Source organism: Rouxiella sp. T17 (genome assembly GCF_036663475.1).
In the GTDB taxonomy this organism is placed as follows: domain Bacteria; phylum Pseudomonadota; class Gammaproteobacteria; order Enterobacterales; family Enterobacteriaceae; genus Rouxiella.
The window spans coordinates 277,718-291,972 of sequence record NZ_JAWUEA010000042.1 but is presented as its reverse complement, the minus strand read 5'-3'; the positions used below and the strand labels follow the sequence as shown (position 1 = coordinate 291,972).

Genomic DNA, 14,255 nt, shown 5'->3' with positions numbered 1-14,255 from the left:
TGTTACTCCTCAAATTTCCATTAACATGAATGCATGATTTTCATAAACATGAATGAGTAAAAGGCTAGCAGGAATGCACGAAATAAAAACGGCTTTTTTATTTCAAACTTTGTTTTTGCCAATAAAATGATGCATAAGACGAAAAATTCCTTTCACCGCCACACAACCCCCTGCCAAGCTACCGATGATTTATGCTCGGACAAATTGAAAACATCATAATATGTATGTTGTAACTATTATAACGAGACATTACCGTGCCTCTTTGATTTGGTATCTCTTAAAGTATGTTGTAACTATAGTTAAAGGTTTTTAACAAACAATGTCTTTTATTTTGAGGGATCGGCCCTTGATCGCAGTAAGGGTTCCGCCCTTGCTTTAGGAGCGGCATCGGGTCAGCATAGTATGAATTTGTTTAATATAGAGTATCTTGAGAGATTGGTCCTTGACCGCAGCAAGGATTCCGCCCTTTCTGTAGAAGCTATAATTGGCGGCATCAGGTCGGCATAGTATGAGGTTGTTTAATAGAGAGTATCTTGAGAGATCGGCCCTTGACCGCAGTAAGGATTCCGCCCTTTCTGTAGAAGCTGTAATTGGCGGCATCGGGGCAGCGCGGAACGGAGTGAAGAAGACGTTTTTGGCTTCTGAGGGTAGTGACGGGAGCGCGAAGCGCCGCGACCTACGCCACGCACTGATGTGCCTGAAACGATCTCATTTTTTTGCCTCCTTCTTGTCGCGAGGGAGAAAGAGCGCGGAGTCCAGAGGCTCGCGCGACTGCGGGCCTTTGGTCGGTCTGGGCCGACGCCCAGTAAGCGAAGCGCATGCTGTTGACCTTGGCATTAACCTTGACCTTGACCTTGACCTTGACCTTGACCTTAACCTTGACCTCAAAAGTTTCTAATGCAATTGCAGTAAGATTCCAAATCTTACGAAGTTCTCATTCTTCCCAATGTTACGAACATCACCCCTAACATTGACCAAAATACCGCACTAATCAAATAAGCCAGCTCCTGCCAATAGCTGCGTATTTCCAGCAAAAAGAAATGTCGAATAATTAAACACAAAGGCACGCTAATCAGCGCGCTAATAAATAGACTCAAAAAGTTTTCACCCCGGCTTAACATGCAGCCAATTATTCCAGGCACCAGATAAAGAAGCATGCATAAATCACCCTGCGGAATAATTCTATTAACAGTAATGACATGACCTTTTAACGAAACAAAAACAATTAAAAATAATATTGCCTGTACTGCGCCGCATAAAAGGGGGAAATACCTTCTCATGTCCTCTCTCCATTGTTTATGAACCCCCGCAGCGACGCTGATGAGCGCCCGCAGCGGCAGGTAAAGGTAGTTTTGCATGACAAAAGCAGAGGCTTAACCCTGATCCATTGGGATACTTACTTGTTTTTACTGTTAAACACGGGACAGGACTGGCTGTCCGACGGTGCAAGGTCTAGAATAGTGCGCGTAATTTCGGATAAACACGTAATTTCGGATAAACAGTAGCAAAAGTAACTTATCCATAGGCAATACTCGTCGTTAAGTCGCCTCATTGAATTTATCTGTTGCTGTTATATATTTCAATAAATTGCTGGTAACCAATAAGTAATACTCTGTGAATATAAATGTCGCTAGTTTGTTAAATGGTAACTACATCCTTTTACTCTTTGTGGTATTGGCGCTCGGCCTTTGCCTAGGTAAAGTTCGCTTAGGATCGGTTCAATTAGGTAATTCCATTGGCGTTTTAGTCGTTTCCCTCTTGCTCGGACAACAACATTTCAGCATAAATACCGAGGCGCTTAATCTCGGCTTTATGCTATTTATATTTTGCGTTGGCGTCGAGGCAGGTCCTAACTTCTTCTCTATTTTCTTCCGCGATGGCAAAAATTATTTGATGCTGGCGCTGGTTATGGTCGGCACCGCCATGCTGCTCGCCTTTGGGCTTGGCCGATTTTTTGGCTGGGACATCGGACTCACGGCGGGTATGTTGGCAGGCTCAATGACCTCAACGCCTGTATTGGTCGGCGCGGGCGACACGCTGCGAAATACCTTGGGCAGCCCAAAAATTCTCGGACCGGAGCTCGACAATCTTAGTTTGGGTTATGCCCTGACCTATTTGATAGGCTTAGTCAGCCTTATTTTCGGCGCACGCTATCTGCCGAAACTTCAGCATCAAGATCTCTCTACCAGCGCCCAGCAAATAGCGCGCGAAAGAGGTTTGGATACTGATAGCCAGCGTAAAGTTTATCTGCCCGTTATTCGCGCCTATCGCGTTGGGCAAGAGCTGGTTGCCTGGGCCGACGGTAAAAATCTCCGTGAACTAGGTATTTATCGCCAAACCGGATGTTATATCGAACGCATTCGTCGTAATGGAATTCTAGCTACACCCGATGGCGACGCCGTTTTACAAAATGGTGATGAAATCGCCCTGGTCGGTTATCCCGATGCGCATTCACGCCTCGATCCAAGTTTCCGAAACGGCAAAGAAGTATTCGACCGCGATCTGCTCGATATGCGCATCGTGACGGAAGAGGTCGTCGTCAAGAACAACAATGCCGTGGGTAAACGGTTAAGCCAGCTAAATCTAACCGATCACGGCTGCTTCTTGAATCGAGTGATCCGCAGCCAGATTGAAATGCCTATTGATGACAGCATCGTATTGAATAAAGGCGATGTTTTGCAGATAAGCGGCGACGCACGACGCGTTAAAAGCGTAGCGGAACGTATCGGCTTTATCTCCATTCATAGCCAAGTCACCGATCTGCTCGCTTTCTGTGCGTTCTTTATCGTCGGCCTGATGATTGGTCTCGTCACTTTCCAATTCAAGACCATCTCTTTCGGAATCGGTAATGCGGCGGGCTTACTGTTTGCCGGTATTATGCTGGGCTTCCTGCGTGCCAACCACCCTACTTTCGGTTATATCCCGCAGGGTGCGCTTAATATGGTGAAAGAGTTCGGATTAATGGTATTTATGGCGGGCGTGGGTCTTAGCGCGGGCGCAGGTATTAATCACGGTCTGGGCGCAGTCGGCGGACAAATGCTGCTTTCGGGTCTCATCGTGAGTTTAGTGCCGGTTATCATCTGCTTTATTTTTGGCGCTTACGTTTTGCGCATGAACCGCGCCCTGCTGTTTGGCGCGATTATGGGTGCAAGAACCTGTGCGCCAGCCATGGAGATTATCAGCGATACCGCACGCAGCAATATTCCTGCGCTCGGCTATGCCGGTACTTATGCAATTGCCAACGTTCTGCTGACTTTAGCCGGTACGATGATGGTAATAATCTGGCCCGGAGGCTGAATAACGCCTTGAGAGGAAAACAGTTATAAAAAACAATAAATTTTTCTGTTTTTTTTAAACTGCCCAGAACTTTTAAGAATTGGCGTAGTCTGATTTATTGCCACTGCTTTTCTTAGAAGTCCCCATATTGGAGAGCCCGTTAACCCCGCCTGTTTAGGTTCAAGGTTACCGGGTTTTTTCTTGCAAATTTTTAGCCGCGATTGAGCCACTTAGAAGTCGTGGTCGAAGAGTCTTCCATATAACTTGCCTTTAAATCGGCAATGTAAGTCTGTAAACGGTGTTTTACTTCCTCGTCTTGTTCCTCATCTACTTTCTTTGACACGTTATTTAAAACTTTACCTGCCTCAATGACGCCAAGCCGATTCAAGATTTCAGATATAAATAAAATCGCAATTTGATCTCGGCATGACTGTTCAAATTCAGAAACAGTAGACATGTTCACTCCCTTTTAAAAATGGTCATTAACGTCATCCATCATGATGTTAGTTAACCATTTCTAATGTTAGTCAAACATTCCACGCTTTGAGTAGGAACTTTATCTACAAAAGTAAACAAATGTTTCCAAATGGGCTTTGGACTTAAAATAGCGCTTTCAATAAGTTAAGTTTAATTTGCGTTTTAAGAAACTCATGGCATAGTCAATTTATGAATTATTTAACCGCTCTGACCTGCACGCACACGACAACGATCACCATCAATGGTGGGTCGCGAGTTGTGGTGCGCGGTGTCTAAGACCTAGTGCACTGATTAAAAACAACTTTAGCCCCGCCGACTAGGCAGGGGTGCTTTTCTCCTGACCTAATGGCATTTAACAAGGAGAAAACCATGCAAAATAATTCCTCTTCAAAGCAGGCGCTGTTAGTTATCGATATGCAAATCGGTCAATGCTCAGTTGAGCCTTTACCCCTTCATCGCGAAGAGTTGCTGAATAATATAAACCGATTAACTGAACATTTTCATTCACGGCACCTGCCGGTTATTTTCGTTCGTCATGCAGGCCCACCGGGTTCACCTTTCGCGAAAGGAGAAGCTATCTGGAATATTGTCCCAGAACTTAATTTTGACGCTGATAAAGATATAGTTGTCGATAAATCACGTGCCAGCTGTTTTGATAACACCCCGCTCGCAGAGTTATTAGTCGAACAAAAAGTCAGTGAATTGGTTATTGTCGGCCTTAAAACTCAATATTGCGTAGATACTGCCTGCCGCACTGCTTCAGCCTATGGATTCAAGCCGATTCTTATATCTGACGCACACAGCTGTATAAATACCGATCAATTAAGCGCCGAAGCTATTATTCGCCATCACAATGCGTGCCTCAATGGGCCTGTTGCTCGGGTGGTTTCTACCGACGCGTTTATTGCCCAATAATGTCGGCGATAAACTGTTTCTCATTCCTTTAACTTCCCCACTCCTTCGCTACAGGAGCAAATTCCATGACTCCTGTAGCGACTCTACTCTACTATTCGATGTAAGCTGATGTTATTTAGGACAAGTCTTGAATAACGCTTCACACGAGATCAGGCCTTCAATACCTTAAGGTTTTCTTAATATAATGCTTTTACAATCAAGCAATTCTCCAACCTAGACAGAAGTTAAATAGAAGTTAATTTAGGAATGTCACTACTTTACGCTAGCAGAATAACTCTCTAACGTTGAACTCAGGCCTATTTTAGCAGTCTGGTGAAGGGCTTATTGATTAAGGACTCGTTAATACAGTTTTGAAAATGACCAGTTTGGACAATGATCAGTTTTGAACATGACCAGTTTTGAAAGTGACCAGTTTTGATAAAAATAATTTTTCGGCGCCTATTTTGCCGGTAAAAGATGAGGGTATATATGGAACAGCTTAACCATTTGCTGTTTACCTGGATCAATGCGACACCAGACTCGCCGTCGTGGCTGTTAAGTATCGCGCTTTTCCTGGCAAACGATTTGATATTCATTGTCCCGGTGCTGATCGTCGCACTTTATCTTTGGGGACATCATCACCACATCGCCTTTCAGCGAGAATTAGTCAGTAAAACAGCCATTGCGCTAATCTTTGCCATGACCTGTGCAAAAACACTTTCCGAACTGTTTCCGCATGCGCGTCCGTTTATGGAAGGCTTTGGCTACACCTTCTTGCACCACGCAGCCGACAGCTCCTTCCCAAGCGATCACGGCACCGCCATCTTCACCTTTGCCCTCGCCTTTCTGTTTTGGCATCGCGTGTGGTCAGGCGCTATCTTTCTGGTGGTCGCGCTCGGCATCGCCTGGTCTCGCGTTTACGTCGGCGTGCATTGGCCGCTAGATATGCTGGGTGGATTGCTGGTAGGCATGTTGGGTTGTCTGTTCTCCCAGCTTGTCTGGAATCTTTTTGGCAACGTAATCAGCGGTATGCTGGATAAAGTCTACCGTTTCAGTTTTGCCCTGCCTATACGTAAAGGCTGGGTGCGCGAATAGTATTAGGCTTTACGCTTTCGGTTTAGAATGTAAAAAGGCGAGGATAAATTTCTCGCCTTTTGTTTTGCTTTTCATAACACGTCAACGTGGTCGATCACGCTTATGAAGCGGTTTTTCCAAATACGCTGTCGTAAAGGCCACTAATTTTCATCATCACAAAATCGATGATTCGGCTAAAGAAGCCGCCTTCCGGTACATCGGCTTTCGCCACCAGCGGACGTTGGTCGATGACTTTGCCGTCGAGTGAAAAGTTGATCGTTCCCACAACCTGATTTTTTGTAATCGGCGCTTCAAGCTGCGGATTATTAAGCGTAAAGCTGGCTTTCAGATTCTTGAGCTGGCCTTTCGGGAAGGTCAGCGAAGCATCTTCTGCTACGCCAAGCGGCACAGTTTTATCGGCGCCGAACCAGACCCGCTGGGTGGTAAAGGCATCGGCAGCTTTAATGGGGGTGATGGTTTCATAGAAACGGAAGCCCCAAGTCAGCAGCGATTCGCTTTCGTTGAAGCGCACACGATCGCTCGGCGCGCCCATCACCACGGCAATCAGGCGCATGCCGTTGGAATCGATAGCCGAAGAGACCAAATTGTAACCCGCGCCCGAGGTGTAGCCGGTTTTGATGCCGTCTACGCTAAGATTGGTGCTCCACAACAGGCGGTTACGGTTAACCTGACGAATTCGGTTAAAGGTAAACTCTTTCTCTTTGTTAAGCGCGTACTCTTCTGGCGTGTCGTGGATAAGCGCGCGGGAGAGCAGCGCCATGTCGCGAGCAGAAGTATATTGCCCGTCAGAATCCAGCCCGTGTACGGTTTTGAACATCGTATTGCTAAGATTAAGCTGCTGGGAATAGCGATTCATCAGCCCGACAAAAGCGTCCTGGCTTCCGGCAACGTAATCGCCCAACGCGATACTGGCGTCATTCCCCGACTGAATAACGATGCCTTTGTTTAATTCAGATACCGGCACCTGATCGCCAGGTTTAAGGAACATCAAAGAAGAGCCGCGAAGCACTGGATTACCGGTGGCCCAGGCATCTTTACCCACGGTGACCAAGTCACTTTCGTGGATTTTGCCCGATTTCAGAGCCTGTCCGACCACATAGCTGACCATGATCTTGCTGAGGCTGGCAGGATCGAGGCGGGCATCAGGCTGCGACTCGGCAATAATTTTGCCGCTGCCGTAGTCCATCAGTACCCAGGATTTTGCGTTAATTTGTGGCGCGGCCGGCGCACCCGGCGTAGCGGTTGTTGGGGTTAGCGCGACCGATTTAGCCGGTGCCGTATCGGCATGCGCAGTGGGAAACGTCAGCAGAAAAACGGTGCCGCTGAACGTACAAAGAAGGTTCCGTTTGGATAAGAGAGATATTGTCATAGGTTATTAGCGCTTCTGTCCGGGTAACTGAAATTTGGTTATCTTTCAATCAGATCTTGATTTGCTGGAAGTCAAAATACTCCTAAACTCAGAATTATCTTGGCTTGACGGCTTTACCGAACTAAAAACTAACGTTTTAGCCGCTGATAAGAAACCATTCCATTGTAAAGTTTCTATGAATAGTAGACTTTAATGCGCTTTTGCCTGCTTTACACTCTCTAATGAGTCGATTTATATACAAAAACCACAAATTTTTTTAGTGCTCCCTCCGCAGGCAAAGCCAGGAACGTCAATCACGAAGGATTCTAAACGCTTCATCAACATTAAGGTGAACTCAGAAAAATATCAGATGTGATTTTTGAGCCTAGTCGGTTTAAAGGTCACAAGCTTTACTAAAAATTTGCTTAAGCCCCCCTAGTGTTCATCGGTTTTTCCGCTAACCTCAAATATGTCGACTAAGAGAAATGCCATCAAGCCATCGTTTTGAAACCATCGTCTTGATAAGCGGGGACCGGTTATGGATTTAGCGCTGTTTGACCTCGATAAAACGCTGATTTGCGATGACAGTTCCAGCCTTTGGCTTCAGTGGCTGGTCTCGCAAGGCTATACTTCCACCGCAACGTTACAGCATCACCAGCGGCAGATGTCTACCGTGACCCGTTATAGCGACGCCCCGCCCGATCCTCATTCTGTGACCCGTTATTTGAAAGATACTTTAACGCCGATGCGCGGATATCACTGTCGCACAGTGTCAGGATGGGTGGAACGTTTCGTTCATCGCGATATCATGCCTCGGCTTTATCCGCAGGCGCGTCAGCAGATTACCTGGCATCGCGAACGTGGTGACATGGTGGCGCTGGTCTCTTCTTCTGGTGAACATTTAGTTATGCCGATAGCTAAAAGGCTCGGAATACAGCAGGTGTTCGCCGTACAGCCCGAGCTCAACCCCGATCCTCTCTGTTTTACCGGCGAAACGCTGGGCGACATTACCTTTCATCAGGGCACGGTTGAGCGCCTGAAACAGTGGCTGGCACAGCCCGACACGCCTAAATTTGCTCACACCTTTGCCTATAGCGATTCGATTTTTGACCTGCCGCTGCTCGAGTTTGTTGACCGCCCTACCGTGGTTAACGGCTGTCAGGCGCTGCGTACTCTTGCCGAAGAGAAAGGTTGGCCAAGCATTGATTGGTTACGTCATCCCGTTCGGCAGAAAGTCATTTCCTAAAAATCAGCTCTTAAAATTCCATTCTCATCAGGCATTCAATCGGACCAAAGATTTCATAGCTTGAAATCCCGTTCGAATGCCTCGCTTTCACGCGTCAGCAAATCACAGCTGAAATCAATAAACTGGCTTAGCGCCGCCGAACGATGCTTGCCCGCCTGAGTTTGCAGCTGCAAGGTACGCTGATTAAGCTGCTCGATGTTGATCGATTTGACCACCAAATTGTCGGTACGCGCCTTAAACAGCAGTGAGAAATGACTACAAGCCACGATAGCGCCCGGCGTGCCGAGCATAAATTCATACAGCGTACTGAAACGATTGCAGCTTAATGCTGGCTCGAGAAATATTCCGTTCATTCGGCAGGTGATATCAAACAGCTGTCGAATGGTGCTGCTCGGCTCATTCAATGCCAGCGCGTAAGCATGCAAGTCGGTTAATAAAATGTCGCGGTCGGCTAGAGGATGATCGGGGCGCATCGCCATCCTAACCTTTGCAGGATGCGAGGCCAGCACGTCGACGCCCCGCTCGGGGCTTAGGCTAAACTGCAACGCCAAGTCACAATCGCCGCTGCGGATCATCTCCGATACCTGCAACGCGGTGCCCACGTTAAGGTAAAACATCACGCCAGGATTAATCGCGCGGAAACGGGCAAACATTTGCGGCAACAGGTCAAAAGCAGGGCCATCCGTGCAGGCCATTCGAATCACCGTACGGCGAACGGCTTTGAGTCCTTGAATTTCAGCAATCGCAAACTCCATATCCATCATGCTCTTACGCACGTGATTTTCCAGAATCTGCCCAGCATCGTTTAGCACCATGCCGCGCGCATGACGCTCAAATAACGTCGCACCGACCCGCGCTTCAAGCTGTTGAATCTGCCGACTGATTGCCGAAACTGCCACAAACAGCTGTTTACTGGCCGCGCTCAGTGAACCTGTACTCGCTACCGCCATGAAATAACGAATCTCGTTACTTTGCATAATCGCCCCAAAAGTGTGCGTGCCTCTATTTTGTGCATATGAGCGTTATAATTAAAGCAACGCTATATTGCAATTTTTATAATTGTGGCAACGCTCACTTTTGTATTAGATAGAACGATAACAACAAAACGATTTAACACTAATACGACACAACATCAGGCTATTCTTATGACTATTAATAAAACGACAGTGGATAAATTAACGGCAGAACATGCAGTAAATCGCGCAATGGCGTGGTTTGACCGCGGTGAGTTTAAAGCTATTTTAGCTCGCCGCGTGGCGCTGGCGACTGAAAGCCAGTCAACACAGCGCGATGACGAACTGATGCGTTACTTTGAACAAGAGATTAATCCCGCGCTGTTGGCGATGGGCTTTGAGCTGCAACTTATTGAAAATCCTCATGCAGCGCATCGTCCATTTTTGATAGCCACTCGCATCGAAGATGCCGCGCTGCCCACCGTTTTAAGCTACGGTCACGGCGACGTCGTGTTTGGTGACGACGAAAACTGGAGCGAAGGGCTGAACCCGTGGGAGCTGAAAGAAGACGGCGATCGCTGGTACGGACGTGGCAGCGCTGACAATAAAGGCCAGCACAGCGTCAATATTGCCGCGCTCGAGCAGGTTTTTGCGGCTCGCGACGGCAAGCTCGGATTCAACTGCAAGCTGCTGTTTGAAATGGGCGAAGAGATAAGTTCGCCGGGCTTGGCCGAAATTTGCCACACCTATAAAGAAGCGTTGAGTGCCGATATTTTTATCGCCTCCGACGGCCCGCGCCTTAGCGCAGAGCGCCCTACGCTATTTTTAGGCTCACGCGGCGCGGTAAATTTCCGCCTTACGGTGAACGCACGGGACAAAGATTATCACTCCGGTAACTGGGGCGGCCTGCTGCCAAACCCCGGCACGCTGCTCGCCAACGCGATTTCTTCTTTGATTAATCAACACGGCCAGCTGCAAGTGAGCGCGTTAAAACCGCCGGCAGTCAGCGCGGCGATTCGTGAGATTCTTTCAGACGTTGAAGTCGCCGCCACGCCGGGCGATCCGGAAATAGACGTAAATTGGGGCGAGGCCGGATTAACCCCTGCCGAGCGCCTATTTGCCTGGAACCAAATGGAAGTATTGTCATTCCTGACCGGCAATCCTGCGCGCCCGATGAACGCCATTCCGGGCAACGCGACGGCGGTTTGTCAGCTGCGATTTGTGGTGGGTACCGATTGGCAGAATCTGCAACAGCACGTTCGCGCACACCTTGATGCGCACGGCTTCCCGCAGGTTGAGGTGGAATTTATGCGCGGCTCACCGGCGACCCGTTTTGATCCCACCGATCCGCTGGTCAACTGGGCGCTCGACGTGATGGCGCAAAGCAGCGATAAAAAACCTGCGCTGCTGCCGAATCTGGGCGGTTCGCTGCCTAATGAAGTGTTTGCCGATATTCTTGGCCTACCGACGCTGTGGGTGCCGCACTCTTATCCGGCCTGCGGTCAGCACGCTGTCGATGAACATATGCTGATTTCAATTGCTCGCGAAGGGCTCGAAATCATGACTCGTCTATTCTGGGATTTAGGCGAGCGCGGCGATACGTTGCTGCAAGCCCACTATGAACACGCGGCACAGTCTGCAAAAGGCGGTAAAAAATGAGCCAGTTTTCCTCTGCAAAAGCTGCTGTAAACCCTTCTCCATTGGCAGGCAGTGTGGCAAAACCGAGCCTGACCAAAACGCTGTTTGTAACCTGTATCGGCAACGCGCTGGAGTGGTTCGATATCGCGGTTTATGGCTTCTTCGCGGCCTATATCGCCCGCGCCTATTTCCCGACGACAGACCAAACAGTCTCTTTATTGCTGGCTTTCGGCAGCTTCGGGGTGTCGTTCCTGATCCGTCCGTTGGGTGCAATCGTGCTCGGGGCGTTTGCCGACCGCGCGGGCCGCAAAGCGTCGTTATTGGCTTCAATAAGTTTAATGATGCTCGGCAGTTTGATGATTGTTGTTACGCCGTCTTACGCAACGATTGGTCTGGCCGCGCCGCTGCTTATCTTGCTGGCGCGTCTGATTCAGGGCTTCTCGGCGGGCGGAGAATTTGGCAGTTCGACGGCGTTTCTGGTCGAGCATTTCCCTGAGCGCAAGGCGTACATCGCCAGCTGGCAGTTTGCGACGCAGGGCGCGAGTACCCTTCTGGCTTCGGCTTTTGGTCTGGGCTTGGCGCAGGGGCTTTCTGAAGCGCAGATTCAGGATTGGGGATGGCGCATTCCGTTTGCCTTTGGCCTGTTGATTGGTCCGGTGGGTTTGTACATTCGTCGCAACATTACCGAAGCAGAGAGCTTTGTTAAAGCTGATAAAACCGCATCGCCCCTCAAAACGCTGTTTGGTAAGCAAAAATCGCTGCTGTGCATGGCGGTGGGTTTGATGGTGGTTTCTACCGCCGTCAACTACATGCTGAATTACGTGCCGACTTACGCTACTAAAACGCTGCATTTCTCGAGTCAAGTGGCCTTCACTGCTACGCTGCTGGCTGGCGTTATTCTGACTGTCGCGACGCCGTTGATGGGTCTATGGGCGGAAAAAGTCGGTCGTTTGCCGCTGATGTGGGGTTCACTTATCCTGCTGCTGGTGACGATTTATCCCGGATTTTGGTTGATGACTCACTACACCACGGCGTTTTCGCTGGTGGCGCTGGTCTGCTGGATGGCGTTACTGAAATCTGTTTATTTCTCGGCGGTACCGTCGATGATGGCGGATTTGTTCCCGGTGACCACGCGTGCTAGCGGCATGGCGATTGGCTATAACGTGGCGGTGACGGTATTTGGTGGTTTTGCGCCGTTTATCTGTACATTGCTGATTAGTGCGACTGGGACCAGTTTAGCGCCAAGTTATTATTTAATGATAGTGGCGTTATTGAGTTTATGGGCTTTAATAAAGTCGCAGCAAACTAAGAAATAACAACGAGTTGGATTTTAGATTTGGAATCTAAAGGCAATTTTCTAAGGGATTAGAATCTGGTCTTTAGATTCAATTTCAACTTTTAAATTCAAATTCAAATTCATGCGCTTCGCTTACTGGGCGCTGGCCCAGACCAGGCAGAGGGGCGTTAACGCGCCCCTCTGCACTCCCGCGTTTTTTTTCCACAGTTGCAACTTGAAAGCTTAAAAGTGAGATCTTTCCAGTGACTCCAAAGTGTGGCGTTGGTCGCGGCGCTTCGCGCTTCCGTCACTTCGTTCAGAAGCCAAAAACGTCTTCTTCACTCCGTTCCGCGCCGCCCTGAAGCCGCCAATTACAGCTTAAAAAGAAAAAACGGTAACTTTTCTGCGGTCAAGAACCGATTCTTCAACCTAAAATTTATTGTTTGAGGGATCGGCCTTTGACCGCCTAAGAGTTTCCGCCCTTGCCGTAGATTCTGTGATTGGCGGGATCAGGGCGGCGCTGAGTGGAGTGATTTGAGACGTGTTTGGCTCAAATCCGTAGTGAAGGAACGGCGAAGCCGCGCGACCTACGCCACGCGCTGAGGTATCTGGAAAGATCTCCCTTTCTAGTCCTCAAGTTGCAGCTGTGGAAAAAAAGCTTGGGATTCCAAAGGGGCGAGCGACTGCGCCTCTTTGGGCGGTCTGCGCCGCCGCGCAGTAAGCGAAGCGCATGAAGTTGAATTTAAAACCGCAATGGCTCGGTCAAACCCAGCACCGCGCAGTAAGCGAAGCGCATGAACTTGAACTTGAACTTGAACTTGAACTTGAACTTAAAAAATTTGAAATTAAAAAATCAAAACTATTTTGGTGAGATTTTTAAAAGCTTTCCTTTTGATTCGTCAGTCAAAACATAAACATACCCATCTGCCCCGACTTGAACCTCACGTATCCGCTGCCCTAAATCGGTCAGGCCGCGCTTCTCGTTTAAAACACGCTTATCGTTAACCCGCAGCTGAATTAGTGTGGTTTCTTTTAGCGCGCCGACAAACAACATATCTTTCCATTGGGGGAATTTGTCGGAATTGTAAAACGCCATGCCGCTAACAGCGGGTGAAACGCGCCAGTAATAGATTGGATCTTCCATTCCGTCGATGTGCGAACCCTTTGCTTCAGGGATTGGCACGCCGGAATAGTTAATCCCGAAGGTGGCAAACGGCCAGCCGTAGTTGCTGCCTGCTTTGAGAATATTCACTTCATCGCCGCCGCGTGGGCCGTGTTCGGTTTCCCACAGCTCGCCGCTTTGCGGATTAAAAGCCAACGCCTGCGTATTACGATTGCCGTAGGTCCAGATCTCATGCCGCGCGGAGGCATTTTTCACAAACGGATTATCAGCGGGAATGCCGCCCTCAGGCGTAAGACGGATGATTTTGCCGCGCAGAGAATTGAGATCCTGCGCCTGACTGCGCTGATTATTATCGCCCAGCGACATCAAAATATTGCCCTTGGCATCAAATACCAATCGGCCACCAAGGTTGATGCCACTTTCCAAAGCAGGCGTTTCTACGAAGATAGTTTTGAAGTTTTCCAGATGCAGCCCGTCCTGCGACAGCGTGCCGTAACCCAGCTCGGCGTGCGGCTCACCTTTGTCATCCTTGGCGGCATAGCTGAGATAGACGCGGCGGCTGGTAGCAAAATCTGGCGCCAGCCTGACGTCCCATAATCCCGCCTGCGCTTCTACCCACACGGCCGGCACGCCGGTTAAAGGCTCAGAAAGTGGCTTGCCTGGCTGCCATAAACGTAACGTTCCGCTGCGTTCGGTAATCAATGCGCCCTGATTATCCGGCAGGAAAGCCAGCGACCATGGATGATCTAATCCCGTTAATTCAGTTTCGACATTTAGCGCCAGTTTTGGCACCGGTTTGCCTGCGGCCTGCGCCAGTGCAGCGGCGGGCGTCGCTATCACGCCAGCCACCAGCAGCGCGGGCCAAACGCGGGAAGAAATCTTAAGGGAAAACGGCATGTGAGATCCTTTTCGAAACGGCAAATTGATGT

12 protein-coding genes are annotated in these 14,255 nt (G+C 49.0%); 7 read left to right on the top strand and 5 right to left on the bottom strand.

Annotation, left to right across the window (positions count from 1 at the left end; translation table 11 throughout):
* Positions 1 to 923: 923 nt before the first annotated feature.
* A complete protein-coding gene (gene ybjM, locus SC206_RS21895) occupies positions 924 to 1,358 on the bottom strand; it encodes an inner membrane protein YbjM (RefSeq protein ID WP_332740817.1) in 435 nt (144 codons plus the stop codon).
* Positions 1,359 to 1,614: 256 nt separating this feature from the next.
* Here ybjM and SC206_RS21890 point away from each other — a divergent pair, with 256 nt between their 5' ends.
* Positions 1,615 to 3,297 carry an aspartate:alanine antiporter gene (locus SC206_RS21890; RefSeq protein WP_332740815.1) on the top strand — a complete coding sequence of 561 codons (1,683 nt, stop codon included), beginning with the start codon at positions 1,615 to 1,617 and terminating at the stop codon, positions 3,295 to 3,297.
* 190 nt (positions 3,298 to 3,487) lie between these two features.
* On the opposite strand, the gene SC206_RS21885 is transcribed toward SC206_RS21890, so the two are convergent.
* Positions 3,488 to 3,733 (bottom strand): hypothetical protein, encoded by a 246-nt coding sequence (locus tag SC206_RS21885; RefSeq protein WP_332740813.1) that lies wholly within the window; start codon positions 3,731 to 3,733, stop codon positions 3,488 to 3,490.
* A gap of 389 nt (positions 3,734 to 4,122) precedes the next feature.
* Here SC206_RS21885 and SC206_RS21880 point away from each other — a divergent pair, with 389 nt between their 5' ends.
* Complete coding sequence (locus tag SC206_RS21880) at positions 4,123 to 4,668, top strand: cysteine hydrolase family protein (protein ID WP_332740811.1); 546 nt, start codon at positions 4,123 to 4,125, stop codon at positions 4,666 to 4,668.
* A gap of 468 nt (positions 4,669 to 5,136) precedes the next feature.
* The gene (ybjG, locus tag SC206_RS21875) at positions 5,137 to 5,742 is read left to right on the top strand and encodes an undecaprenyl-diphosphate phosphatase (RefSeq protein WP_332740809.1); all 606 of its coding nucleotides are present in this window, start codon (positions 5,137 to 5,139) and stop codon (positions 5,740 to 5,742) included.
* Between the two features lie 100 nt (positions 5,743 to 5,842).
* Here the strand turns inward: ybjG and SC206_RS21870 are convergent, their stop codons facing one another.
* Positions 5,843 to 7,111: a serine hydrolase gene (locus SC206_RS21870; RefSeq protein WP_332740807.1), complete on the bottom strand. Its 1,269-nt coding sequence runs from the start codon at positions 7,109 to 7,111 to the stop codon at positions 5,843 to 5,845.
* Positions 7,112 to 7,628: 517 nt separating this feature from the next.
* Here SC206_RS21870 and SC206_RS21865 point away from each other — a divergent pair.
* Positions 7,629 to 8,336 carry an HAD family hydrolase gene (locus SC206_RS21865; protein ID WP_332740804.1) on the top strand — a complete coding sequence of 236 codons (708 nt, stop codon included), beginning with the start codon at positions 7,629 to 7,631 and terminating at the stop codon, positions 8,334 to 8,336.
* 53 nt (positions 8,337 to 8,389) lie between these two features.
* Here the strand turns inward: SC206_RS21865 and SC206_RS21860 are convergent, their stop codons facing one another.
* On the bottom strand, positions 8,390 to 9,313 hold the full coding sequence (locus tag SC206_RS21860; RefSeq protein WP_332740802.1) for a LysR family transcriptional regulator: 924 nt from the start codon (positions 9,311 to 9,313) through the stop codon (positions 8,390 to 8,392).
* Positions 9,314 to 9,481: 168 nt separating this feature from the next.
* On the opposite strand from SC206_RS21860, the gene SC206_RS21855 reads away from it, so the two are divergent.
* The 3 genes from SC206_RS21855 (at position 9,482) to SC206_RS21845 (ending at position 13,074) form a co-directional block, all read left to right on the top strand.
* Positions 9,482 to 10,948 (top strand): M20 family metallopeptidase, encoded by a 1,467-nt coding sequence (locus tag SC206_RS21855; RefSeq protein WP_332740800.1) that lies wholly within the window; start codon positions 9,482 to 9,484, stop codon positions 10,946 to 10,948.
* The gene (locus tag SC206_RS21850) at positions 10,945 to 12,243 is read left to right on the top strand and encodes an MFS transporter (protein ID WP_332740798.1); all 1,299 of its coding nucleotides are present in this window, start codon (positions 10,945 to 10,947) and stop codon (positions 12,241 to 12,243) included. Before SC206_RS21855 ends, SC206_RS21850 begins: the two co-directional genes overlap by 4 nt.
* Positions 12,244 to 12,933: 690 nt before the next feature.
* The gene (locus tag SC206_RS21845; RefSeq protein WP_332740796.1) at positions 12,934 to 13,074 is read left to right on the top strand and encodes a hypothetical protein; all 141 of its coding nucleotides are present in this window, start codon (positions 12,934 to 12,936) and stop codon (positions 13,072 to 13,074) included.
* Here SC206_RS21845 and SC206_RS21840 read toward each other — a convergent pair.
* Positions 13,063 to 14,223: a PQQ-dependent sugar dehydrogenase gene (locus tag SC206_RS21840; RefSeq protein WP_332740794.1), complete on the bottom strand. Its 1,161-nt coding sequence runs from the start codon at positions 14,221 to 14,223 to the stop codon at positions 13,063 to 13,065. The genes SC206_RS21845 and SC206_RS21840 overlap by 12 nt on opposite strands.
* Between the last annotated feature and the right edge of the window lie 32 nt (positions 14,224 to 14,255).